Annotated in this window: 22 protein-coding genes; 11 read left to right on the top strand and 11 right to left on the bottom strand. The window is 52.5% G+C overall.

Annotation, left to right across the window (positions count from 1 at the left end; all coding sequences use genetic code 11):
* Positions 1-30: 30 nt before the first annotated feature.
* The 7 genes from trpA to K1X45_RS10310 form a co-directional block, all read right to left on the bottom strand.
* Positions 31-870, bottom strand: a complete 840-nt coding sequence (gene trpA / locus K1X45_RS10280) for a tryptophan synthase subunit alpha (RefSeq protein WP_220158755.1) — start codon at positions 868-870, stop codon at positions 31-33.
* A gap of 2 nt (positions 871-872) precedes the next feature.
* Positions 873-2,117, bottom strand: a complete 1,245-nt coding sequence (gene trpB, locus K1X45_RS10285; RefSeq protein WP_220158756.1) for a tryptophan synthase subunit beta — start codon at positions 2,115-2,117, stop codon at positions 873-875.
* A 48-nt stretch (positions 2,118-2,165) separates the two neighbouring features.
* A complete protein-coding gene (locus K1X45_RS10290; protein WP_220158758.1) occupies positions 2,166-2,828 on the bottom strand; it encodes a phosphoribosylanthranilate isomerase in 663 nt (220 codons plus the stop codon).
* A 67-nt stretch (positions 2,829-2,895) separates the two neighbouring features.
* Positions 2,896-3,693 carry a M48 family metallopeptidase gene (locus tag K1X45_RS10295; RefSeq protein ID WP_220158759.1) on the bottom strand — a complete coding sequence of 266 codons (798 nt, stop codon included), beginning with the start codon at positions 3,691-3,693 and terminating at the stop codon, positions 2,896-2,898.
* A 102-nt stretch (positions 3,694-3,795) separates the two neighbouring features.
* A complete protein-coding gene (locus K1X45_RS10300; RefSeq protein ID WP_022709384.1) occupies positions 3,796-4,227 on the bottom strand; it encodes a DUF2852 domain-containing protein in 432 nt (143 codons plus the stop codon).
* A 180-nt stretch (positions 4,228-4,407) separates the two neighbouring features.
* Positions 4,408-5,553, bottom strand: a complete 1,146-nt coding sequence (locus K1X45_RS10305; protein WP_220158760.1) for a benzoate/H(+) symporter BenE family transporter — start codon at positions 5,551-5,553, stop codon at positions 4,408-4,410.
* Between the two features lie 33 nt (positions 5,554-5,586).
* A complete protein-coding gene (locus tag K1X45_RS10310; protein WP_220158761.1) occupies positions 5,587-6,354 on the bottom strand; it encodes a carboxylesterase in 768 nt (255 codons plus the stop codon).
* A gap of 367 nt (positions 6,355-6,721) precedes the next feature.
* On the opposite strand from K1X45_RS10310, the gene infC reads away from it, so the two are divergent.
* From infC to pheT, 5 genes are all read left to right on the top strand, one after another.
* Positions 6,722-7,261 (top strand): translation initiation factor IF-3, encoded by a 540-nt coding sequence (gene infC / locus K1X45_RS10315; RefSeq protein ID WP_075653946.1) that lies wholly within the window; start codon positions 6,722-6,724, stop codon positions 7,259-7,261.
* A gap of 309 nt (positions 7,262-7,570) precedes the next feature.
* Entirely contained in the window at positions 7,571-7,774 is a 204-nt protein-coding gene (gene rpmI / locus K1X45_RS10320) for a 50S ribosomal protein L35 (RefSeq protein ID WP_113943738.1), read from the top strand.
* 24 nt (positions 7,775-7,798) lie between these two features.
* Positions 7,799-8,200 (top strand): 50S ribosomal protein L20, encoded by a 402-nt coding sequence (rplT, locus tag K1X45_RS10325; RefSeq protein ID WP_022709387.1) that lies wholly within the window; start codon positions 7,799-7,801, stop codon positions 8,198-8,200.
* A 178-nt stretch (positions 8,201-8,378) separates the two neighbouring features.
* Positions 8,379-9,488: a phenylalanine--tRNA ligase subunit alpha gene (pheS, locus tag K1X45_RS10330; protein ID WP_075653947.1), complete on the top strand. Its 1,110-nt coding sequence runs from the start codon at positions 8,379-8,381 to the stop codon at positions 9,486-9,488.
* 20 nt (positions 9,489-9,508) lie between these two features.
* Complete coding sequence (pheT, locus tag K1X45_RS10335; protein ID WP_220158762.1) at positions 9,509-11,926, top strand: phenylalanine--tRNA ligase subunit beta; 2,418 nt, start codon at positions 9,509-9,511, stop codon at positions 11,924-11,926.
* Between the two features lie 61 nt (positions 11,927-11,987).
* On the opposite strand, the gene K1X45_RS10340 is transcribed toward pheT, so the two are convergent.
* The 3 genes from K1X45_RS10340 to K1X45_RS10350 are packed head-to-tail and all read right to left on the bottom strand — an operon-like array spanning position 11,988 to position 13,364.
* Positions 11,988-12,341, bottom strand: coding sequence for a VOC family protein (locus K1X45_RS10340; protein ID WP_220158763.1), 354 nt, complete (start codon positions 12,339-12,341; stop codon positions 11,988-11,990).
* A 7-nt stretch (positions 12,342-12,348) separates the two neighbouring features.
* On the bottom strand, positions 12,349-12,735 hold the full coding sequence (locus K1X45_RS10345; protein WP_220158764.1) for a GFA family protein: 387 nt from the start codon (positions 12,733-12,735) through the stop codon (positions 12,349-12,351).
* A 20-nt stretch (positions 12,736-12,755) separates the two neighbouring features.
* Positions 12,756-13,364 carry a TetR/AcrR family transcriptional regulator gene (locus tag K1X45_RS10350; protein WP_116088665.1) on the bottom strand — a complete coding sequence of 203 codons (609 nt, stop codon included), beginning with the start codon at positions 13,362-13,364 and terminating at the stop codon, positions 12,756-12,758.
* Between the two features lie 136 nt (positions 13,365-13,500).
* On the opposite strand from K1X45_RS10350, the gene K1X45_RS10355 reads away from it, so the two are divergent.
* Positions 13,501-14,697, top strand: coding sequence for an MFS transporter (locus tag K1X45_RS10355; protein ID WP_255560389.1), 1,197 nt, complete (start codon positions 13,501-13,503; stop codon positions 14,695-14,697).
* Between the two features lie 53 nt (positions 14,698-14,750).
* On the opposite strand, the gene K1X45_RS10360 is transcribed toward K1X45_RS10355, so the two are convergent.
* On the bottom strand, positions 14,751-15,731 hold the full coding sequence (locus K1X45_RS10360) for an aldo/keto reductase (RefSeq protein WP_220158766.1): 981 nt from the start codon (positions 15,729-15,731) through the stop codon (positions 14,751-14,753).
* Between the two features lie 100 nt (positions 15,732-15,831).
* Between K1X45_RS10360 and K1X45_RS10365 the strand changes: the two genes are divergently transcribed.
* The 5 genes from K1X45_RS10365 to dnaJ all read left to right on the top strand — a co-directional run bounded on the left by K1X45_RS10365 (position 15,832) and on the right by dnaJ (position 22,105).
* Entirely contained in the window at positions 15,832-16,716 is an 885-nt protein-coding gene (locus K1X45_RS10365) for a LysR family transcriptional regulator (RefSeq protein ID WP_220158767.1), read from the top strand.
* A gap of 14 nt (positions 16,717-16,730) precedes the next feature.
* Positions 16,731-17,357, top strand: a complete 627-nt coding sequence (locus tag K1X45_RS10370; protein ID WP_220158768.1) for a nucleotidyltransferase family protein — start codon at positions 16,731-16,733, stop codon at positions 17,355-17,357.
* A gap of 15 nt (positions 17,358-17,372) precedes the next feature.
* A complete protein-coding gene (locus K1X45_RS10375) occupies positions 17,373-18,344 on the top strand; it encodes a Gfo/Idh/MocA family protein (protein WP_220158769.1) in 972 nt (323 codons plus the stop codon).
* Positions 18,345-18,661: 317 nt separating this feature from the next.
* Positions 18,662-20,569, top strand: coding sequence for a molecular chaperone DnaK (gene dnaK / locus K1X45_RS10380; protein WP_213599661.1), 1,908 nt, complete (start codon positions 18,662-18,664; stop codon positions 20,567-20,569).
* A gap of 390 nt (positions 20,570-20,959) precedes the next feature.
* Positions 20,960-22,105, top strand: a complete 1,146-nt coding sequence (dnaJ, locus tag K1X45_RS10385; protein ID WP_022709399.1) for a molecular chaperone DnaJ — start codon at positions 20,960-20,962, stop codon at positions 22,103-22,105.
* The last annotated feature ends 60 nt before the right edge of the window (positions 22,106-22,165 follow it).

The following is a 22,165-nucleotide window of genomic DNA, read 5'->3' on the forward strand; positions in this document are numbered from 1 at the left end:
CGGCAAGCTTAATTATCTGTTTTACGCTGCTTATTGGGCAGGAGCAAGGCGGGCGCTGCGAACACCGGATGCAAGCTCGCTGACAACAGCCGTTGCGGCAGCAACAGGATTCCCCTGAACCTTGTCATTGGCATCCAATGTACCGGCAATAGCAGCCACGATCGCGGAGCCGACAACCACGCCGTCAGCCGATGCACCGATTGCTTTTGCCTGCTCGCCTGAACGAACGCCAAAACCAACGCAAACCGGCAGGTCTGTGTGGCTTTTGATCCGTGCAACAGCTTCACTGACCTGTGCAGTATCTGCCAGCGCCGAACCGGTAATCCCGTTCATCGACACGTAATAGACAAAACCGGAGGTGTTTTCGAGCACTTTCGGCAGGCGTTTTTCATCCGTGGTCGGGGTAGCCAGACGAATGAAATTGATACCTGCTTTAATTGCCGGAATGCACAATTCTTCGTCCATTTCCGGTGGCAGATCGACAACGATCAGGCCGTCAATACCGGCTTCCAGCGCATCTTTGATGAAGCGCTCAACACCGTAAATATAGATCGGGTTGTAATAGCCCATCAGCACGATCGGTGTTGTGTCATCGCTCACGCGGAAATCACGCACCATCTGCAATGCTTTCGGCAAGGTCTGGCCTGCATGCAGTGCACGCAGGGCTGCGGCCTGAATGGCAGGGCCGTCAGCCATCGGATCGGAAAACGCCATACCGATTTCAATCACATCGGCACCGGCTTTCGGCAGCGCTTTCATGATTTCAACCGATGTTGCGTAATCAGGATCACCGCCCATGAAATAAGTGACCAGCGCAGGGCGACCTTCAGCGCGAAGTGCCGCGAATTTCTCATCCATACGTTTTGTCATGATTACATTTCCATTCCGAGAATTTCGCCGACAGTGTGCACGTCTTTATCACCGCGACCGGAGAGATTGACGATCATGATCTGATCCTGATCCATTTCCGGTGCCAGCTTCAGCGCCTGTGCAATTGCATGAGAGGATTCCAGTGCCGGAATAATGCCTTCCGTGCGGGTGGTGATCTGGAAAGCTTCGAGCGCTTCATCATCCATAATCGGCACATAATTCACGCGGCCGGTATCTTTCAGCCATGAATGTTCAGGACCCACACCCGGATAGTCGAGACCGGCAGAAACCGAGTGACCTTCAAGAATCTGGCCGTCTTCATTCTGCAGCAAGTAAGTGCGGTTGCCATGCAATACACCCGGATTGCCTGCGGTCATGGAAGCGCAATGCTTGTCACCATCCAGACCAAGGCCACCGGCTTCAACACCGTAGATTTTTACCGATGTGTCGTCTAGGAACGGGTGGAAAAGGCCAATCGCATTGGAACCGCCGCCGACAGCCGCAATAATCGCATCCGGCAGGCGACCTTCGCGCTCCAGCATCTGTTCACGGGCTTCAGTGCCGATTACAGACTGAAAATCGCGAACCATTTCCGGATAAGGATGCGGGCCGGCAGCCGTGCCGATCAGGTAATAGGTGTCTTCCACATTGGTGACCCAGTCACGCAGGGCTTCGTTCATCGCATCTTTCAGCGTGCCGTTACCGGCGGTCACGGCATTGACCTTCGCGCCGAGTAGCTTCATGCGGAACACATTCGGCTTCTGACGCTCTACGTCTGTTGCGCCCATATAGACCACACATGGCAGGCCAAAGCGTGCAGCAACGGTGGCCGATGCCACGCCGTGCTGACCGGCACCGGTTTCCGCGATGATGCGGGTTTTGCCCATACGCTTGGCAAGCAGAATCTGGCCGAGGCAGTTATTGATTTTATGGCTGCCGGTATGGTTCAGGTCTTCGCGTTTGAAATAAATCTTCGCGCCGCCTTTGCCGCCCTTGGCTTGCGCCTGTTCACGAACATAGCGGGTCAGGCCTTCAGCATAATAGAGCTTGGAAGGGCGACCGGCATAATGGGTGGAGAGCGCCTGCAATTCGGCTTTGAATTCCGGGTCTTCTTTGGCTGCATCATAGGCAGCCTGCAGATCGAGGATCAGCGGCATCAGGGTTTCAGCAACGAAACGCCCGCCGTAAATGCCAAACATGCCGTCTTCATTCGGCCCGGTTTTGAAAGAATTGAGCTCGCTCGACATGAGATATGCTTCCGATCTTTGATTCAAATGGATGCCTATAAGGCAGTCTTATTTCGTATTGCTTGCTTCACGCACGGCTGCAAAAAACGCATCAATCAGATGCACGTCTTTTTTGCCCGGCTCGCTTTCAACACCTGATGAAATGTCGATAGCAAAGCTGCCTGTTTTGGCAAGAGCCACATTAATATTTTCTGCGTTCAGACCGCCTGAAAGCATGTAATTGCCCAGATCCTGCCGTTCTTTCAGAAGGTTCCAGTCAAAAGAGACACCATTGCCGCCCGGCAGTTCTGAACCCTTTGGCGCCTTCGCGTCAAACAGAAAACGGTCTGCAATGCCCTGATAGGGTGCAACCACATCAAAATCGCTGTTTTCGCGGATGGAAAAGGCTTTCATCACCGGCAGGCCGTAGCGCTGCTTCACCTCAGCCACCCGTTCCGGCGTTTCATTACCATGCAATTGCAGAATATCCGGTTTCAGCACAGCGACAATTTCATCAAGCTGCGCATCATCGGCATTCACAGTCACAGCGACGATTTTGGCTTTTCCACGAGCTGCAGCGGCAAGCCTGGCTGCTTGTGCAGGCTCGAGATGACGCGGGCTTTTCGGGAAAAAGATGAAACCGATATGGCTGGCACCGTTTTTCAGAACGGTTTCCACGGCTTCCGGCGTTTTCAGGCCGCAGATTTTAACTTCAATAGCGGAGGAGGACATTTGCTTAATTTCAGACTGTTTATTGATTAGGTATGGAGTTTAGCGCGTAAAAAGCCGGAGGGACAGCTTAATCCGTCACTGAGGCAAAGGAAACCGCATGGAGTGCACTGCCATGCCGTTTGAGCCATGCCCGTGATGTTGGTGTATCAGGGCAGAGTCTGGTGCAAAGCGCCCAGAAATCCGGTCCGTGATTCATTTCGATCAGATGGGCAACCTCATGAGCGACCAGATAATTGATCACCTCTGCCGGTGCCATCATAATACGCCATGAAAATGCCAGATCTCCCTTCGAAGTGCAGGAGCCCCAGCGACTGGTTGTGTCTTTAAAGCGCACGGAAGTTGCCGGTTTACCGATGCGTCCCGTATGCACCAGCACCAGCCCGTTAATATCAAGCTTGGCCAGTTTCTTCAGATAGTCGGCAATGCGTCGTCCCATATGCTGGGCATCGCCATGCACAATCAGTATGGCCTGACCGTTTTCATCGTGATCCTGCCTTGTGGTGCCGCGCTTTGCCGGTTCATGCACAATCCGGTGAGCAATGCCGCGAATATGAATGGTGCTGCCGTCCATAAAAGGCTCAGTGACCGGTACTTTGGAGATTTGTGCTTCAATCCAGCCGTGATGGCGGGCGATAAACAGATCAAGCTCACGCTCCGGCAGACGCGGCGGAACGGTAACACGGATAGCTTTGCCGCCGGTTTCAATGCGCAGGGTCAGTCTTTTGGCGCGCGGATTTTCCCAGACACTCAGCGGCAGACTGCGTCCCGCAACAGGATAAGTCCGCTCGGCACGCAGTGCTTTCGGCGCAGGCTGTTTTTTAGCTGCTTTTTTGAGCGGAGGTTTGCGGAACAATGACAGGATCATGCGGGGATCATAGGTGATTCGCCTATGGAGTTATAAGCGGAACTATAAGAGAGGCGCATCTGCCGATGCGCCTCTGAGGTGGTGTGTAAATATGCGCGCTGGTTACAGCTCAATCACATCATCTTTTGACGTGTTTTTGCGGCGTTCAGCCATGAAGCGTTCGAATTCCTCACGGTCGCGGGCGCGGCGCAGTTCACGAATATGCGCTTCAAATTCCGAACGGGCTTCATCAAGCTTGCGGCGTTCTTCATCAAGGCGCTTCAACTCTTCATCACGCCAGTCATCAAAGGCGCTGTTGCCGGTCGATTGCATGCCGCCGGTGAAGCGGGAGAAATCTTGACCTTTGCGGCGGCATTTGCCGACAAATTCATCAGTCGCCTGATTGATGTCGCGTTTCACACCGGGCAGACGGTCGCCCCAGATGATATAAGCCAGCATGGCAAGACCAAGCGGCCAGAAAAAGATAAAGCCTAAGACCATCAGTGCAATTGTTGCCGGTGTCCAGGCTGGACGGATCAATGCGGATGTGTTCATGAGATGGCTCCGTAAATCAGCTTGATGATCCGAAGTAATCATCAATCGCTAAAATACGTGGTGTGTACGGAGCCGGAATTCAAGAAAAACCCCGCAAAATCGGTGTTTTTGCGGGGTCGGCAGATCGGTTTTACCGGTGTTTCAGAACTGATTTTTAAACTTTTTCAAAGCTTTAAATTCTCAGCGAAATTTTGAAAAATAATCCAATCCCGCGACGATTAAACCGGCAATCAGCGCCCAGAAGGCCGAGCCGATGCCTAAGATTGTAATGCCGGAAGCCGTGACGGCAAAAGTAACAATAGCGGCAAAGCGCTCATGCTCGTTTTTCAAAGCGAGCGACAAGGCATTGATGAACGGGCCGATCAGCCCCAGACCGGCAATCAGCATAATCAGCGCCGGTGGCAGTACGGCAAAGACGGCAACCAGTGATGCGCCGAAAATCGCAAAAATCAGATAGCACAGCGCATAAAACGGTCCGGTCAGCCAGCGTTGTTTCGGATCGGAATGGGCATCATGACCGGTACAGATTGCTGCTGAAATTGCCGCCATATTGCTGGTATGGGCACCAAAAGGCGCGGAGATCAGCGAGACAAGACCGGTTACTTGCAAGCAGGCTGCGGTTGGCGGTTCATATCCGGCGGCACGTAGCACAGCAAAACCGGGCAGGTTCTGGGATGCCATGGTCACCAGATAAAGCGGGAGTGCCAGCCCGATCATGGCGGACAGAGAGAATTCCGGCACAATCATCGTCAGAGTGGAGAGTTCCGGTGTCGGCAGATTATCGGCACGACCGAGCAGCAGCGCAAAAATCACGCCGCCGATCAGCACACTGATGACAGCCATAGCCGGATTATAAAGGCGGATAATCAGAAACAAACCGATCAGCGGCAAGACCAGCAACGGGTCAAGCGACAGAGTTTTGGCGGCATTGATGACAAAACTCGATAAAACACCGGCCAGCATACCGGAGGCAATGGATGCGGGAATCCGCTCGACAAATTTTGCCACCGGTTTGATCAGGCCGGTGATGATGATCGCAAGTGCGGTGACAATAAATGCGCCGACGGCTTCCTGCATGGTGAAGCCGATACTGGCACCGATCAGTGCCAGCCCCGGTGTTGACCATGCGGTAATGATGGGGATGCGGTAACGCCAGCTGAGATAGCCGGATGAGACAGCGAGCGCCAGTGATATGGCGGTGACCCAGCTTGCTGTCTCGGCCTGCGTTGCACCAAGTGCAGTCGCTGCTGCAATAATCAGCGCCAAAGTACCGCCAAAACCAACAAAAGCTGCAACCGCAGCCGATGCTACCACTGAAAACCGCATGATCCCCTCCCGATTATTGCAGGCTTTTTATTGTTATATTTGCGCGATCATGGCTTCCACAGTGCGTGTCAGCAAATCAAGATCCTGTGGGCGCGAGAGGCGGTGATCGCCGTCGCGGATCAGCGTCAGTGTCACATTATCAACCGGCAGATGTTCAACGAGGCGCAGCGCATGGGCATAAGGCACATCAGGGTCTTCCATGCCTTGCAGAATATGCACGGGGCAACCGGTTTCAATAATGCCGTTGAGCACCTGATTGGCACGCCCGTCCTCAATCAGATTTTTGGTGTAGATATAAGGTTGCGGTGAGTATTCTGACGGCTCTTCCATATAGCCTTGTGTTTTAAGCTGGTTTTTCTGATCTTCCGTCAGTGCTGGTTCCACCAGAGCCTGTGTAAAATCCGGAGCGGGGGCAAGCAGGATCAGACCGGCAGGCTTCTCACCGGCTTTGATAAGTTCCTGCACTATCCGCAGCGCAATCCAGCCCCCCATTGAGGAGCCGATCAGAATTTGCGGGCCGGTTGTGAAGGCGCGATAGGTGGCAAGGCTTTGTTCCAGCCAGAGCGAGATTGTGCCATCTTTGAATTCACCGCCGGATTCGCCATGGCCGGAATAGTCAAAGCGCAGCATGGAATGATTATGTGCTTCCGCCCATTGATCGAGATGCTGAGCTTTGCCGCCGAGCATGTCAGAGCAATAACCGCCGAGCCAGACAAGACCGGGGGCTTTGTCACCTTTTCTGTGACGCAAGGCGATTGATGTGCCTTTGACATCAAGAAACTGCGGGGCCTGATCGGTCATGGGGTGCTCCTGACTATGCTTATAAGTTTAGGCGTATAAATTTTGTTTGGTGGCGAAACATTGCTGTCACAAGCTATAAACTTGAAATTCTGCGAGGCAATGCTCATTTTAAAAGCAGCCACACAGATGCCGATTTCTCATCATAGTAATGAAACTGTGATGAGAAGCAGCTTTTAAGCCGGTTTTCGGGTGATTTTACTGCATTGATATTGCCCCGAGGGGGGTGATTTGCATTTCAAAAGATGCTATTGACTTTCGCGCTGCCCTGCGTGCCTTAGACAGGCTGAAGATGCAGCTGCGGTATTCGTAGCCCGTATCCGGACATGAATTCACCGTATATGTTTAATAATTCGAGGAGAATACGACCATTCGCCGACCGTTCAGAGCGACGCCGGTCCAGAAAGACGGACCGCGCTCCAACCGAGATATCCGGGTACCCCGGGTTCAGCTTATTGACGCCGAAGGCCAGAACCATGGCACAGTGACGATTCAGGAAGCCATTGCACTCGCTGAAGAGGCGGGTCTGGATCTTGTTGAGATTGTTCCTAATGCGGAGCCGCCGGTCTGTAAGATCGTTGATCTTGGCAAGCTGAAATATCAAAACCAGAAAAAAGCTGCCGAAGCGCGTAAGAAGCAAAAGACGGTTGAGATCAAAGAACTCAAAATGCGTCCGAATATCGACGATCACGATTATGAAGTGAAGTTGAAGGCTGCAGGACGTTTCTTTGAAGACGGAGATAAGGTCAAAGTTACTTTGCGTTTCCGTGGCCGTGAAATGGCGCATCAGGAACTTGGCATGAAGCTGTTGCAGCGTGTTAAGGAAGATACTGCGGAAATCGCTAAGGTTGAAGCAGAGCCAAAGCTTGAAGGCCGTCAGATGATGATGGTTCTCGCACCACGCGGATAAGCAGAGCAATTTCTGTTTTGTAAAATGAAATAGCCGCCTACGGGCGGCTTTTTATTTAGACTCTTTGGAGTTGCTTTTTACTGTATTTGTGCGTATTGAAGCGCTGTTCAAACCGACCGGCAGGGCATGCCGTGGCGGTTTTGTATGCTTTTCAGGCTTTGGTCGGCCTGAAAGTACAATCGAGTCTCTGCCTTATGCAGACAAAACGTCTTGAGAATAAGAGCCGGAGTGCCGAGGCACGAGGGGGATTAAAACAAGAGGCGTGGAGTATCGCAGATACGACAGGGACTATAATTAAGGAGTAGCAAAATGCCCAAGATGAAGACCAAATCTGCTGCCAAGAAACGGTTCAAAATCACCGGTACTGGTAAAGTGATGGCTGCTGCAGCTGGCAAGCGTCACGGTATGATCAAACGTTCAAACAAGTTCCTTCGCGATGCACGCGGCACCATGGTTCTCTCCGAGGCCGATGCCAAAGTTGTTGTCAAGAATTACCTGCCGAACGGCCTGTAAGCATTAGTTTAAGGATATCATACTATGGCACGTGTTAAACGCGGCGTGACAGCTCACGCAAAGCACAAAAAAGTCCTGAAGCAGGCTGAAGGTTTCCGCGGTCGTCGTAAAAATACGATCCGCACTGCTAAAGCTGCTGTCGATCGTTCGAAACAGTATGCATACCGCGATCGCAAGAACCGCAAGCGCACTTTCCGCGCTCTGTGGATTCAGCGTATCAATGCTGCTGTTCGCATGCATGGCCTGACCTATGGCCGTTTCATCGATGGTCTTGCTAAAGCAAACATCGAAGTAGACCGTAAGGTCCTGTCGGATCTGGCTATTCATGAGCCAGCAGCATTCGGCGCGCTCGTTGCATCCGCAAAGAAAGCGCTTGAATATCTGAAAGACACAACTCCAAACGCTTTTGAGTCCGCTGTCAACTAAGCCAGCCGCTCTTCCAAAGCTTTTGAAATTGTATTTGGAGAACCCGCGCTGGTGGTACTGGCGCGGGTTTTTCGTTTGAAATAAAAACGATACCGGATGGGGCAGAAGCGGCTTACGCATTGTTTCATGCGAGAAAAACAGATGTTGTTGCACGGCACAATTATCAAGGATCTGAATAATGAGCGATCTTGAACAACTCGAACAGGGCATTTTGGCAGAGATTGCCGCTGCCGGTGATGAACAGGCGATTGAGGCCGTGCGTGTTGCCGTTCTCGGCAAAAAAGGTTCGGTTTCTGAAAAGCTGAAATCGCTGGGCGCTATGAGCCCTGAAGAGCGCCAGACACAGGGACCGGCCATTAATGGTCTGAAAAACCGCGTCACGGATGCGTTGACTTCCCGTAAAGCCGAGCTGCGTAAAATCGCAATTGCTGAGAAGCTGGAGCGCGAGAAGGTCGATGTGACCTTGCCGGTGCGCCCTTCCGCTGCATCGCGCGGTCGTATTCACCCGATTTCTCAGGTGATTGATGAGATTACGGCAATTTTTGCCGATATGGGTTTCTCTATTGCCGAAGGTTCGGACATTGAAACCGATTATTACAATTTCACGGCACTGAACTTCCCTGAAGGTCATCCGGCGCGTGAAATGCACGATACATTCTTCTTCCAGCCGGATGAAAATGGTGAGCGCAAGCTGCTGCGCACCCATACTTCGCCGGTACAGGTACATACGATGGAGCGCTTTGCGAAACTGCGTGAAAGCCAAGGTCGCGATGAGCCGATCCGTATCGTTATTCCGGGCAAGACCTATCGTATGGATTCCGATGCCACCCACTCACCGATGTTCCATCAGGTGGAAGGTCTGGTTGTCGATAAATCCTCGAATGTTGCTAATATCAAATGGGTGCTGGAAGAGTTCTGCAAGGCGTTCTTTGAAGTGCCTTCGGTCAAGATGCGTCTGCGTCCGAGCTTCTTCCCTTTCACTGAGCCGTCGATGGAAGTTGACATTCAGTGCGACCGTTCTGGTGGCAATGTGAAATTCGGCGAAGGCAATGACTGGCTGGAAATTCTCGGCTGCGGCATGGTGCATCCGAATGTGCTGCGCAATGCAGGCTATGATCCTGATGTCTATCAGGGCTTTGCATGGGGCATGGGGATCGACCGTATCGCGATGCTGAAATATGGCATGCCTGATCTGCGCGCTTTCTTTGATGCGGATGTGCGCTGGCTCAATCACTATGGTTTCCGCCCGCTTGATCTGCCGACATTGTTCGGCGGTCTGAGCGCGTAAATACAGGAAGGTATAAACAGATGAAATTCACGCTTTCCTGGCTCAAGGATCACCTTGAAACCGATGCCACGCTGGAAGAAATTCTCGAAAAGCTGACAGATATTGGTCTGGAAGTGGACGGGGTTGATGACCGCGCGGCCTTCAAAACATTTAAAATTGCCAAAGTGCTGACCGCTGTTCAGCACCCGGATGCAGATAAGCTGCGCGTTCTCACTGTTGATACCGGTGAGGGTCAGCCGGTACAGGTCGTGTGCGGTGCACCGAATGCCCGCGCCGGTCTGGTGGGTGTCCTTGGCAAGCCTGGTGACTATGTGCCGGGTCTGGATGTTACGCTGTCTGTCGGCAAAATCCGCGGTGTTGAGAGCTTCGGCATGATGTGTTCCGAGCGCGAGCTGGAACTGTCTGATGAGCATAACGGCATTATCGATCTGCCGGAAGATGCGCCTGTAGGCATGAGCTTTGCGACCTATATGGGCATTGATGATCCGGTCATCGAAATCGGCCTCACACCAAACCGTGCGGATTGCACTGGTGTGCATGGTATTGCCCGCGATCTGGCAGCAGCCGGTCTCGGCAAGCTGAAAGGTGATGTGATTGCACCGGTTAAAGGTGCAGGCGCTACACCGGTTAAAGTTATTCTCGATCAGGATGCTGATAAGCCGTTCTGTAATGGTTTCTCGCTGCGTCTGGTGAAGGGCGTTAAAAACGGCCCGAGCCCGAAATGGCTGCAGCAGCGCCTCACAGCAATCGGTCTGCGCCCGATCAATGCACTGGTGGATATTACCAATTATGTGACCTTCGATTATGGCCGCCCGCTGCATGTGTTTGATGCTGCCAAAGTGCAGGGCAACTTGACTGTTCGCGCTGCCAAAGAAGGTGAAACCGTACTGGCACTCGATCAGCGCGAATATAAGTTGTCTGCAAATCATTATGTGATTGCCGATGAAAAAGGCGTGGAATCCATTGCCGGCATCATGGGCGGTGAACATTCCGGTTGCGATGAAAACACCACGGATGTGCTGATTGAATCCGCGCTCTGGGATGCGCGTATGATTGCGCGTACCGGTCGTGAGCTGGGTATCATCACTGATGCACGCTATCGTTTTGAACGCGGCGTTGATCCGGAAATGATGGAATCCGGTGTTGAACTGGCAACGAAACTGGTGCTGGATTTCTGCGGCGGTGAACCGACTGAAACAGAGACTGTCGGCTACATACCATACAGCCCGCGCGCGATTGAATTTCCGGTATCGGAAGTTAAACGCCTGACCGGTATTGAAGTTTCCTATCAGGAATCTGCGGATATTCTGGCACGCCTCGGCTTCGCGGTTGAAGGTGACGGGAAGGCTGTTTTGCAGGTCAAAGTACCGTCATGGCGCGGTGATGTGGAAGGCAAGGCCGATCTGGTTGAAGAAGTGATGCGTATTCACGGCATCAATCAGATTGAACCGCAGCCGCTGCCAAATATGGGCAGTGTAAACACAAAAATCCTGACCACTCTGCAGATCCGTACCCGTCTTGCCAAACGTATTCTGGCAACACGCGGCATGATGGAAGCGGTGACCTATTCCTTCATTTCGGAAGCACAGGCCAAAGCTTTCGGCGGCGGCAAACCGGAATTGAAGCTGGCAAATCCGATTGCATCCGATATGTCGGATATGCGCCCTTCGCTGCTGCCGGGTCTGCTGTCTGCAGCCCAGCGTAATGCGGATCGCGGTTTTGCTGATCTGGCGCTGTTCGAAGTGTCGGGTACCTATGAAGGTGACAAGCCTGAAGACCAGCGCCGTGTGGCTGGCGGTATCCGTCGCGGTACAGCCGGTGTTGAAGGTGCAGGCCGCTTCTGGTCTGGCAATGCGCAAAATGTTGGCGTGTTTGACGCGAAAGCGGATGCGCTGGCGGTTCTGGAAGCCTGCGGTGCGCCGGTTGACCGTATTCAGATCGAAGCCGGTGGTCCGTCATGGTATCATCCGGGCCGTTCCGGCACGCTGAAACTCGGCCCTAAAGTAGTACTGGGTTATTTCGGTGAGTTCCATCCGGATGCATTGGAACTGCTCGATGTTTCGGGCGCTCTGTGCGGCTTTGAAGTGTTTATCGATGCGATCCCTGAGCCAAAGCAGAAATCCGGTGCGACCAAACCTGCTCTGACTCTGTCGCAGTTCCAGAGCGTGAAGCGTGACTTTGCTTTTGTTGTCGACAGCACTGTTGATGCAGCAGCGATTGTCCGTGCGGTAAATTCTGCTGAGAAGAAGCTGATTGCCGGTGCACAGGTGTTTGACATTTTCACCGGCGCATCGCTGGGTGAAGGCAAGAAGTCTGTGGCTGTGGAAGTCGTCTTGCAGCCGCTTGACCGCACACTGACCGATGAAGATCTGGAAGGCGTAGCCAAGCGGATCGTCGAAGCTGTTACCAAGCAGACCGGCGGCACATTACGCGGCTGATTTTTGCCAATATAGAAAACAAAAAACCCGCCGAAATGGCGGGTTTTTTATAATTCTGTATTTAGCCGCGAAGGCCTATGCAATTGCCCCACGGATCGCGGATCTGGCACATGCGCAATCCGTCCTGAATATTTAACGGGCCGCGATAGAGAACTCCGCCGATTGAAAGCATATGCGCGACAGCCTGATCGAAATCCTCAACCTGCCAATAGACGATAGAACCGGCAGCGCCTGAGGCAACTTTTTCATCGGCAGGCACAATTTCAAGATCAATCGTGCCGATCCTGAGATAGTCGAAATCAAACTCATCTAGTCGGCAGGCTACAGCTTGCGGAAAAGCCCGCTGATACCATTGCAGGGCTTGAGCAACATCACTGACATGGATGAGGACGGAGGCGATTGTCTGGCTGGTCATTGTGGTTCTATCGGCGTTCCGGATGCCACCAGTCGGGCTTTTTATCTTCAAAAGACGTATATTCCGGTGCGAATTCCGGCTGATTATTATCGTCGAAACAGCCGAGCAGCAGCGCCACAACCGGCTCATCATCAATCGCACCGACAGAGCTGCCGCAGGACGGGCAGAAAGCACGCTTGGAATAATGGGAGGAGCGGTATGTGGCAGGCTCGCCGCCTTCTCCTGTCCAGCGCACGGCCTGAGCTGCAAACTCCACCCACACGGCTGTGAGCGAACCGGTATGTTGCTGGCAATTCTTGCAGCAGCAACCATGGGGCTTGAGCTTTAAGGGATCACTTTGCGCTTCAAAACGGATGGAGCCACACAGACAGCCGCCACTATAGGTTTTCATCATTTCTTCTGATGTCCCGTTTGTCAGGCCGGTACTGTTACACGCTCCGGCATGGCGCGCATAGCCATTTCAATAATGCTTTGCACAGACTCGCGGCTGCCGCCGTCACGGGCTTCATAGGACAGGCTCTGCAACATGGCATGGTAGAATTCTGCCATCTGCGTCAGGTCTGTGCCTTCCGGCAGGTCGCCGTCTTTCAGCGCGCGTTCACAGCGGGCGAAAATCCGCTCGAAAGCCGTTTGGCGAATGGTTTTAAGAAATTCTTTGACCTGTTTGTTTTCCGGTTTGCACTGGATGCTGCTGACGCTGACCATGCAGCCGCCTGCAGAACAAGCATAGGTTTTATCTGCATGAGTTTCCAGCATGGCGCGGATGCCCTGCTGAATCGTCTCCGCTTTGTCCAGCGCAACCAGAGGCGCTCCGCCGATTGTTGCGGTGTAATGATCCACCGCCTCACGGAAGGCCTGCTCCTTGGAGCCGAAAGCGGCGTAAAAACTCGGCGGGGTAATGCCAATAGCCGCAGTAAAGTCGTTAATCTGGGCGCATTCATAGCCTTTTTCCCAGAAAACTTTCATAACTCTGTCCAGCGCATCTTCGCGATCAAAGCTGCGCGGTCTGCCGCGTAAAGCCATTTCATACCTTTCTTTAGTATGTCTTATATAATTCACTTGACCGCAGCATTCAAGTTGCTATGAATTATGTAATCATCACTACATAATGAGATTCACGATGACTGATATTTGCGATTCCGCGCTGCCCGCGGAGCGAATGACTAATATTGCTGTTAACACGATTACGCGTTCCGAAACGCATAAACCAGCAATTCCGCTGGTTGTTTATTGCTTATCGCTGGGTGTTTTTGCTTTAACAACATCCGAACTGATGATTTCCGGACTGTTGCCGTCGCTGCAGCAGGCCTTTGGCCGGTCTATTGCCGATATCGGCAATCTGATTTCCCTCTATGCCTTGGGTATGGTTTTTGGCGGGCCGGTGGTGACGCTGCTGTTTCTGGCTTTGCGTGTTGAACATAAAAACGGATTGCTTGGTATCCTGATCTTCTATGCCATTGCTCAAAGCGTTGCAGCCTCGACCTCAAGTTTTGAGGTGATGATGATTGCCCGTGTGCTCACCGGTATTGCAGCTGCGGCAGGATTTGGCCTGATGCTGGCAATCACTGCGCGTCTGGTTGCTGCCAATATGCGGGGGCGTGCCGTGTCGCTGGTCTTTGCGGGGCTGATGCTGGCGACCGCGCTCGGGGTGCCACTGGCAACATGGATAGACAGCCTGTTTGGCTGGCGGGTCAGCTTCTGGCTGATCGTGCTGGTGATATTATTCTGCGCTTTGACTGTTGCGCTGAAAATTGAGAAAAGCCCTGCGGGTCACTCGGCAACCTTGCAGACTGAGCTTCAGGATATGCGCAACCCTGCTCTCTGGGCAGCTTATGCCACCAGCGCATTGGCAATCGGCTCGTCTTTTGCTTTTTATAGCTATTTCTCTCCGATTATGACCGATCTGGCACAGTTTCCGGTTCATCTTATGCCGTTTCTGCTTGCTCTCTATGGAATTGCCAATATTGCGGGTAACTTTCTGAACGGTCGTTTTGCTGATCGCTATACGATGCCGCTTCTGATTGGCGGTATTGCAGTGATGGTTGTTGCAATGCTGATTTTTGCGTGTTTTGCAGAGTTAAAACCGGCAGCACTGCTTTCTGTTGTTCTGATCGGCCTGACGGGGATTGCGCTTAATCCTCCGCTGGTTGCCCGTATCATGCGCATTGCCCATCCCGGTGCACTGGTTAATGCCATGCATGCCTCGGTGATTAATATCGGCCTGAGCTTTGGCCCCTGGGCGGGCGGTTTGGCGCTGGAAAACGGCTCCGGCCTGCATGCCCCGCTCTGGGTTGGTTTTGGCATGGCACTGGCAGCATTGCTGACACTGGCACCCCGTTCATTGCGCCGTCTGTGATTGGGATGTGATTGAGTGACGCTGTTTCAACGGATGAAACAGCGTCATTTTGTTTAAAGGCCGGTCATGGCCAGCGAAGCATCCGTGTAGCGTTTTCCGGATACCTGATCAGGCGTGATGATGGCGCCGATCTGTTTTAACTCCTCAGCCGAGAGATCAATCTCTGCGGCTTTGATATTCTCATCGAGACGGCTGATTTTGCGGGTACCGGGGATAGGCACGATAAATTCTGCCTGATTGAGCACCCATGCCAGTGCGAGCTGCGCCGGTGTGATTTGTTTACCGGCTGCAATCTGTTCGATCAGATCAATCTGCGCATTATTGGCAGCGAGATTTTCCGGCTGGAAGCGTGGCAGGGTTTTGCGAAAATCATTCTCTGCCAGATCAGCCTGTGTGCGGACACTGCCTGCCAGCATACCACGACCAAGCGGGCTGTAAGGCACAAAGCCGATGCCCAACTCACGGCAGACCGGTAGCACTGTGGTTTCCGGATCGCGTACCCAGAGCGAATATTCGCTTTGCAGCGCCGCTATAGGATGTACGGCATGGGCGCGGCGCAGTGTTTCAGGCCCCGCTTCAGAGAGACCAATGGTGCGGATTTTACCTTCAGCAATCAGGTCTTTCAATGTACCGATCACATCTTCAATCGGCACTGCCGGATCAACGCGGTGCTGGTAGAACAGGTCAATCACCTCGATACCAAGGCGTTGCAATGAGGCTTCCGCCACAGCACGGATATGATCGGGATGGCTGTTCACACCATTTGATGTGCCGTCTTCAATTTTAAATCCGAATTTCGTGGCAATGGTCACTTTATCGCGGTGTGGTTTCAGCGCTTTGCCGACCAGCTTTTCATTTTCAAAGGGGCCGTAGACTTCTGCCGTGTCAAAGAATGTCACGCCGCTGTCCACCGCATGATGCAGAGTGCGGATAGCTTCTGCCTCATCCTGCCCGCCATAGGCATGGCTCATGCCCATGCAGCCGAGACCAAGAGCCGAGACTGTCAGGTCAGAGCCGAGTTTGCGCATTTTCATGGTGATTTTCCTTATTTCATCCGGTGACGAAAACATATGTCTGTTTTGATTGTTCGATAATCCGGTTTTATTTTTACGCCCTGTTCTGTAAAACAGATCAATGAAACGCTCTCAGCTCTCCCAATTGGCGGTTTTCGCCACAGTTGCCGATCATGGCAGTTTTCGTGCGGCGGCAAAAGAACTGGCTATTGCACCCTCTGCCGTCAGTCAGGCTGTTGCCCAGCTTGAGGCTGATCTGGGCATTACGCTGCTTTCACGCACCACCCGTTCCGTGCATCTGACAGAAGCAGGACAGCGCTTGCTGGCGGAGCTTTCACCGGCGCTGGGTGGTATCAATGCCGCATTGCTGGCCGTACAGGATATGCGTGCCAGACCTGCCGGAACGGTACGGATCAGCACGCCGCGCTCTGCCGCCCATTTGTTTCTGGCACCGAAATTTCAGGCATTCGGTGAGGCCTTTCCGGATGTGGTGCTGGATATCCACATTGAAGATCAGTTTGTGGATATTGTCGCTGCCGGTTTTGATGCCGGTATCCGCTTGGGAGAAAGTCTTGAGAAAGATATGATTGCCGCACCGCTCGGCCATGCCTTGCGAAGTCCGGTGGTCGGTTCTCCGGCCTATCTTGAGCGCCATGGCACACCACTGCATCCGCAGGATCTGATGACACATCGTTGTATTCTCAAGCGGTTTTCATCCGGCAGCCTTTATCACTGGGAGTTTGAAAAACAGGGGCACCGGTTGGATGTCAAGCTGAGCGGCCCGCTGATACTGGATGATAATCACCTGTTGTTGCAGGCGGCACTGGATGGTGCAGGGCTGGTCTCGCTGCTGGAGCCCTATGTGGCAGAATATATACAGAATGGGGCTTTGACAGAGGTTTTGCCGGACTGGACACAGCAATTTCCAGGTATGTATATTTATTATCCGAACCGGCGTAACATGCGGCCGGCGCTTCGTGCTTTTATTGATTTTTTCAAATTATAACCGTCGGAAATCCTATGTCCCATTTGCGTTTTTCCGGACTGCCCGCACAGGAGCAGCAAGATATTTTTCTGGATATTATCCGAAACAGCCCGCTTCTGAAGGATATGCTGAGCCGCGCTCAGCAGCTGAACCTGCCGGATTGGTATATTGTATCCGGCGCGCTCTATAATCTGGTGTGGAATGTGCTGACCGGCAGGCCGGAAACCCATGGCATCAAAGATATTGACCTGTTTTATTATGATGCTTCCGACATATCCTACGAGGCAGAAGACCGGATCATCAAGACAGGTGACGGGGTGTTTTCCGCTGTGCCTTTGCCGGTGGAAATCCGCAATCAGGCGCGGGTGCATTTGTGGTATGAAAAGCATTTCGGACTGGTTTGTCCGCCTTTGCGCTCCAGTGAAAACAGCATTGACCGCTTTGCTTCGAAAACCCATGCGGTCGGCATAAGACTTGAACCGGATGGCAGCTTGAAACTCTATGCGCCTTTCGGTCTGGATGATATTTTCTCGCTTCGGATGACACCCAATCCGGTGGCTGATAATCGTGAAACACATCATATCAAAGGTCTGCGGGCACAGAAGAACTGGCCGGAAGTGACGGTTGTTCCGTGGCCTGAAATGACCGCACTCAATTCATAACGGAAAGGTATCCTTATGTTCCGCTGGGGTATTTTATCGACCGCCAATATTGGTATCACGCAGGTACTTCCTGCAATCGCGGCATCCGAAACCGGTGTGATTCAGGGCATTGCCAGCCGTGATGCAGCGCGCGCCCGTGATGTGGCCGACCGGTTCAACGCACCTTTGAGCTTCGGCTCCTATGAAGACTTGCTGGCAAGCGATCAGATTGACGGCGTTTATATTCCGCTGCCGACATCGCAGCATATTGAGTGGTCGTTGAAAGCGGCAGAGGCGGGCAAACATGTGCTCTGTGAAAAGCCAATCGCTTTGAAGGCGGAGGAGATTGACCGTCTGATCGCTGCGCGTGATCGCCATCAGGTGGTGATCTCCGAAGCTTTCATGGTCTATTATCATCCGCAATGGGCAAAGGTACGTGAGCTGATCTCCTCCGGCCAGATCGGCCGTTTGCACATGGTGCAGGGCTGCTTCACATATTTTAATAATGATCCGGCGAATATGCGCAATCAGGTTGCACTTGGCGGCGGTGCTTTGCCGGATATCGGGGTCTATCCGACTGTGGTGACGCGGATGGTCACGGGGCAGGAGCCGCAGGAGATTTTTGCACGTATTGAGCGCGATCCGGATTTCGGCACCGACCGTTATGCAACTGTGCTGGCGCGTTTCGCGGATTTTGATCTGAGTTTTTATGTGGCGACGCAGCTATCTGGGCGTCAGCAGATGGTTTTCCATGGTGATCAGGGGATGATTACGGTTCATGCACCGTTTAACGCCGGAAAATATGATCATGCACGGGTCACATGGCATGACGGTTCACACACTGCTTCACAGGAATGGACTTTTTCCAATATCAACCAATATAGCCTGCAGGCTGATGCTTTTGTGCGCTTTGCCCGCGGAGAGAAAGAAGTGCTTTTCAGTCTTGAAAACTCAAAAGCCAACCAACATGTTATTGACAGGATTTATGCAGCAGCCGAAAAGCAGTGACATAAAGCGCATCCTAAAAAGCGGAAACCGGTTTTTGGATAAGATGTGCGGCATGCTTCGTGCTGTAATAATTTTTTAAATTCTGAAAAAACCGTCAAAATCGATCAAAACAGATAAAAAACGCATCAAAATGCGGGATTTTTGTCGCAACCACGGGCTTGTGGCTTGCAGTGAAAATCCCCCCTTCTTATATACCCCTCGACTCGTGGCGATCAGGCGTTTAAAAGCCGGTTCGTTTTGTCAAAAACCCGATAGGGGCTGCCACATGGAATGCTCGGCAGAGGTCCCGGCAGTTCGCTGAATGGAGAAGAATAAATATGGCTAAAGTAATTGGTATCGATCTGGGAACGACCAACTCCTGCGTCGCCGTTATGGACGGTAAGACTGCGAAGGTCATTGAGAATGCTGAAGGTGCACGTACAACGCCTTCGATTATTGCTTTTACCGATGGTGACGAACGTCTCGCTGGCCAGCCTGCGAAACGTCAGGCTGTTACCAATCCGGAAGGCACGCTGTTTGCTGTTAAGCGCCTGATCGGCCGCCGCTTTGATGATCCGATGGTCACCAAAGACAAAGATCTCGTACCTTACAACATCGTTAAGGGCGACAATGGCGATGCATGGGTAGAAACCCATGGCAAGAAATATTCGCCTTCGCAGGTATCCGCGATGATCCTTCAGAAGATGAAGGAAACCGCTGAATCCTATCTCGGTGAAAATGTAACACAGGCTGTTATTACAGTTCCTGCTTACTTCAACGATGCTCAGCGTCAGGCAACCAAAGATGCCGGTAAGATTGCCGGTCTGGAAGTTCTGCGTATCATCAACGAACCAACCGCTGCGGCTCTGGCCTATGGTCTTGATAAGAGCGAAGCCAAAACCATTGCTGTTTACGACCTTGGTGGTGGTACATTCGACGTGTCCATCCTCGAAATCGGCGATGGCGTGTTCGAAGTGAAGTCCACCAATGGTGACACTTTCCTCGGCGGTGAAGACTTTGACATGCGTCTGGTTGAATATCTGGCAGCAGAATTCAAAAAAGAGCAGGGCATTGATCTGAAGAACGACAAACTGGCTCTGCAGCGCCTCAAGGAAGCCGCAGAAAAAGCGAAGATCGAACTGTCTTCTGCTCAGCAGACTGAAATCAACCTGCCGTTCATCACCGCTGATGCAACCGGTCCTAAGCACCTTGCCATCAAACTGTCCCGTGCGAAGTTTGAAAGCCTGGTGGATGATCTGGTTCAGCGCACCATTGAACCATGTAAAGCTGCACTGCGCGATGCTGGCCTCAAAGCCGGTGAAATCAGTGAAGTTGTGCTGGTTGGTGGTATGACCCGTATGCCGAAAATTCAGGAAGTTGTTAAAGCTTTCTTCGGCAAGGAACCGCATAAGGGTGTGAACCCTGATGAAGTGGTTGCGATGGGTGCTGCTATTCAGGCCGGTGTCCTGCAGGGTGACGTTAAAGACGTTCTGCTCCTCGACGTAACACCGCTGTCGCTCGGTATTGAAACACTTGGTGGTGTGTTCACCCGTCTGATCGACCGCAACACAACCATTCCGACCAAGAAATCGCAGACCTTCTCGACCGCTGAAGACAATCAATCGGCTGTGACGATCCGCGTTTCGCAGGGCGAGCGTGAAATGGCTGCAGACAACAAGATGCTCGGCCAGTTTGATCTGGTTGGCATTCCGCCTGCACCACGCGGCGTACCGCAGATTGAAGTGACTTTTGACATCGACGCGAACGGTATTGTTAACGTGACCGCGAAAGATAAAGGCACCGGTAAAGAACATCAGATCCGTATTCAGGCATCCGGCGGTCTGTCAGATGCTGATATTGAGAAGATGATCAAAGATGCGGAAGCCAATGCGGATGCCGATAAGGCACGCCGTGAAGCTGTGGAAGCCAAGAACCAGGCTGAAGCTCTGATCCACTCGACCGAGAAGTCGCTGAAAGACTATGGCGATAAAGTTTCCGGTGATGATAAGGCTGCGATCGAAACAGCTCTTGCTGCACTGAAAACCGCTGTTGAAGGCGATGATGCGGAAGACATCAAAGCGAAAACACAGACCCTTGCTGAAGCTTCCATGAAGCTTGGTCAGGCTATGTATGAATCAGCACAGGCTGAAGAAGGTGGCGAAGACGCTGCTGATGCCCGCGCTGATAAGGACGATGTTGTTGACGCCGATTTCGAAGAAATCGACGAAGACAAAAAGAAATCCTGATTTATCAGGTTGAAAGGCAAAGCCCGGCTTAGTGCCGGGCTTTTGTCCATTCAGTTGCCTGCGGTTTTGCATGTCTTTCACGGCAAAATGCAAAATTCAGGGCACATGAATTTACCCGTCTCTGGACATCGGTTTGCGGTGTCACCACATAAACCGGACGGGATGAACAGGTCAGCGCCGGATATTGGTTTGTTAAAAACTAGAGCATGTCTCCCAAAAGTGGGTACCGGTTTTGGGTTTAAGACATGCGTAAAACAAACCGTTAGAGCGAGAGCAGTGGATACGATTAAACGCGACACGCTCTAGGGCTGCGACAACCTTCAATGACTGTCTGAAAATGTTCTGATCGGGGCGGCATCATCAGACAACAGCCATCGGGACGAATGGTTTATGAAAGTGGATTACTACGAAACGCTCGGCGTTGTCAGAACTGCGGATGATAAGGTTATTAAAACGGCCTATCGCAAACTGGCAATGCAATATCATCCGGATCGCAATCCGAATGATGCGGAAGCAGAGCGCAAATTTCTTGAGCTGGGCGAAGCCTATGACGTGCTGAAAGACCCGCAAAAACGTGCGGCCTATGACCGTTTCGGTCATGCAGCCTTTGAAAATGGCGGCGGCGGTGCCGGCGGATTTGGTGGCTTTGGCGGCGGCGGTTTTGGTGCCGGTGGCTTTGCTGATATTTTCGAGGATATTTTCGGCGATGTTATGGGCGGCGGTCGCAATCGTCGCTCCGGCGGCCGCGAGCGCGGTGCCGATCTGCGCTATAATATGGAAGTAACGCTCGAGGAAGCCTATGCCGGTAAAACGGCACAGATCAGTGTTCCGGGTTCTATTTCCTGTGAGGAATGCACGGGTACCGGTGCCAAGAAAGGCACACAGCCGGTTACCTGTACAACTTGCGGCGGCGCCGGTCGTGTGCGCGTGGCGCAGGGCTTTTTCTCTGTGGAGCGTACCTGTCACACCTGTAACGGCCGTGGCCAGATGATTAAAGATCCGTGCCCGAAATGTGACGGTGCGGGACGTATCAGTCAGGAACGCAATCTCTCGGTCAATATTCCGGCAGGGATTGAAGACGGCACACGCATTCGCCTGACCGGTGAGGGTGAAGCCGGTACACGCGGCGGACCGAGCGGCGATCTTTATATTTTCCTGTCGATCAAGCCGCATGAATTCTTCCAGCGCGACGGATCTGATCTTTATTGCAAAGTGCCGATCTCGATGGCGACAGCCGCTCTGGGCGGTCAGTTTGAAGTGGCAACGCTTGATGGTACGCAGACCCGTGTGAAAGTGCCGGAAGGCACCCAGAACGGCAAACAGTTCCGCCTCAAGGGTAAGGGCATGCCGGTGCTGCGCCAGCAGACAACGGGTGATCTCTATATCCAGATTGCGATTGAAACACCGCAGAATTTGAGCAAGCGTCAGCGTGAATTGCTCGAAGAGTTTGAGCAGATTTCGTCAAAGGAAAACAGCCCGCAATCGACCGGCTTTTTCTCGCGGATGAAAGAATTCTTTGAAGGTATTCGCGATTAGAGCTTTAAAATTATGCTCTAAGCGCTTTTATTACAGAAAATAACCGGAGCGGCATTTGTA

Origin of the sequence: Pseudochrobactrum sp. Wa41.01b-1 (assembly GCF_019464455.1) — a bacterium.
Lineage (GTDB): Bacteria > Pseudomonadota > Alphaproteobacteria > Rhizobiales > Rhizobiaceae > Pseudochrobactrum > Pseudochrobactrum saccharolyticum.

What these genes read in the sequence shown, in the direction of transcription:
- trpA (WP_220158755.1), bottom strand. Translation starts at nt 870, where the DNA reads ATGACAAAACGTATGGATGAGAAATTCGCGGCACTTCGCGCTGAAGGT.
- trpB (WP_220158756.1), bottom strand. Translation starts at nt 2,117, where the DNA reads ATGTCGAGCGAGCTCAATTCTTTCAAAACCGGGCCGAATGAAGACGGC.
- K1X45_RS10290 (WP_220158758.1), bottom strand. Translation starts at nt 2,828, where the DNA reads ATGTCCTCCTCCGCTATTGAAGTTAAAATCTGCGGCCTGAAAACGCCG.
- K1X45_RS10295 (WP_220158759.1), bottom strand. Translation starts at nt 3,693, where the DNA reads ATGATCCTGTCATTGTTCCGCAAACCTCCGCTCAAAAAAGCAGCTAAA.
- K1X45_RS10300 (WP_022709384.1), bottom strand. Translation starts at nt 4,227, where the DNA reads ATGAACACATCCGCATTGATCCGTCCAGCCTGGACACCGGCAACAATT.
- K1X45_RS10305 (WP_220158760.1), bottom strand. Translation starts at nt 5,553, where the DNA reads ATGCGGTTTTCAGTGGTAGCATCGGCTGCGGTTGCAGCTTTTGTTGGT.
- K1X45_RS10310 (WP_220158761.1), bottom strand. Translation starts at nt 6,354, where the DNA reads ATGACCGATCAGGCCCCGCAGTTTCTTGATGTCAAAGGCACATCAATC.
- rpmI (WP_113943738.1), top strand. Translation starts at nt 7,571, where the DNA reads ATGCCCAAGATGAAGACCAAATCTGCTGCCAAGAAACGGTTCAAAATC.
- rplT (WP_022709387.1), top strand. Translation starts at nt 7,799, where the DNA reads ATGGCACGTGTTAAACGCGGCGTGACAGCTCACGCAAAGCACAAAAAA.
- pheS (WP_075653947.1), top strand. Translation starts at nt 8,379, where the DNA reads ATGAGCGATCTTGAACAACTCGAACAGGGCATTTTGGCAGAGATTGCC.
- pheT (WP_220158762.1), top strand. Translation starts at nt 9,509, where the DNA reads ATGAAATTCACGCTTTCCTGGCTCAAGGATCACCTTGAAACCGATGCC.
- K1X45_RS10340 (WP_220158763.1), bottom strand. Translation starts at nt 12,341, where the DNA reads ATGACCAGCCAGACAATCGCCTCCGTCCTCATCCATGTCAGTGATGTT.
- K1X45_RS10345 (WP_220158764.1), bottom strand. Translation starts at nt 12,735, where the DNA reads ATGATGAAAACCTATAGTGGCGGCTGTCTGTGTGGCTCCATCCGTTTT.
- K1X45_RS10350 (WP_116088665.1), bottom strand. Translation starts at nt 13,364, where the DNA reads ATGGCTTTACGCGGCAGACCGCGCAGCTTTGATCGCGAAGATGCGCTG.
- K1X45_RS10355 (WP_255560389.1), top strand. Translation starts at nt 13,501, where the DNA reads ATGACTAATATTGCTGTTAACACGATTACGCGTTCCGAAACGCATAAA.
- K1X45_RS10360 (WP_220158766.1), bottom strand. Translation starts at nt 15,731, where the DNA reads ATGAAAATGCGCAAACTCGGCTCTGACCTGACAGTCTCGGCTCTTGGT.
- K1X45_RS10365 (WP_220158767.1), top strand. Translation starts at nt 15,832, where the DNA reads ATGAAACGCTCTCAGCTCTCCCAATTGGCGGTTTTCGCCACAGTTGCC.
- K1X45_RS10370 (WP_220158768.1), top strand. Translation starts at nt 16,731, where the DNA reads ATGTCCCATTTGCGTTTTTCCGGACTGCCCGCACAGGAGCAGCAAGAT.
- K1X45_RS10375 (WP_220158769.1), top strand. Translation starts at nt 17,373, where the DNA reads ATGTTCCGCTGGGGTATTTTATCGACCGCCAATATTGGTATCACGCAG.
- dnaK (WP_213599661.1), top strand. Translation starts at nt 18,662, where the DNA reads ATGGCTAAAGTAATTGGTATCGATCTGGGAACGACCAACTCCTGCGTC.
- dnaJ (WP_022709399.1), top strand. Translation starts at nt 20,960, where the DNA reads ATGAAAGTGGATTACTACGAAACGCTCGGCGTTGTCAGAACTGCGGAT.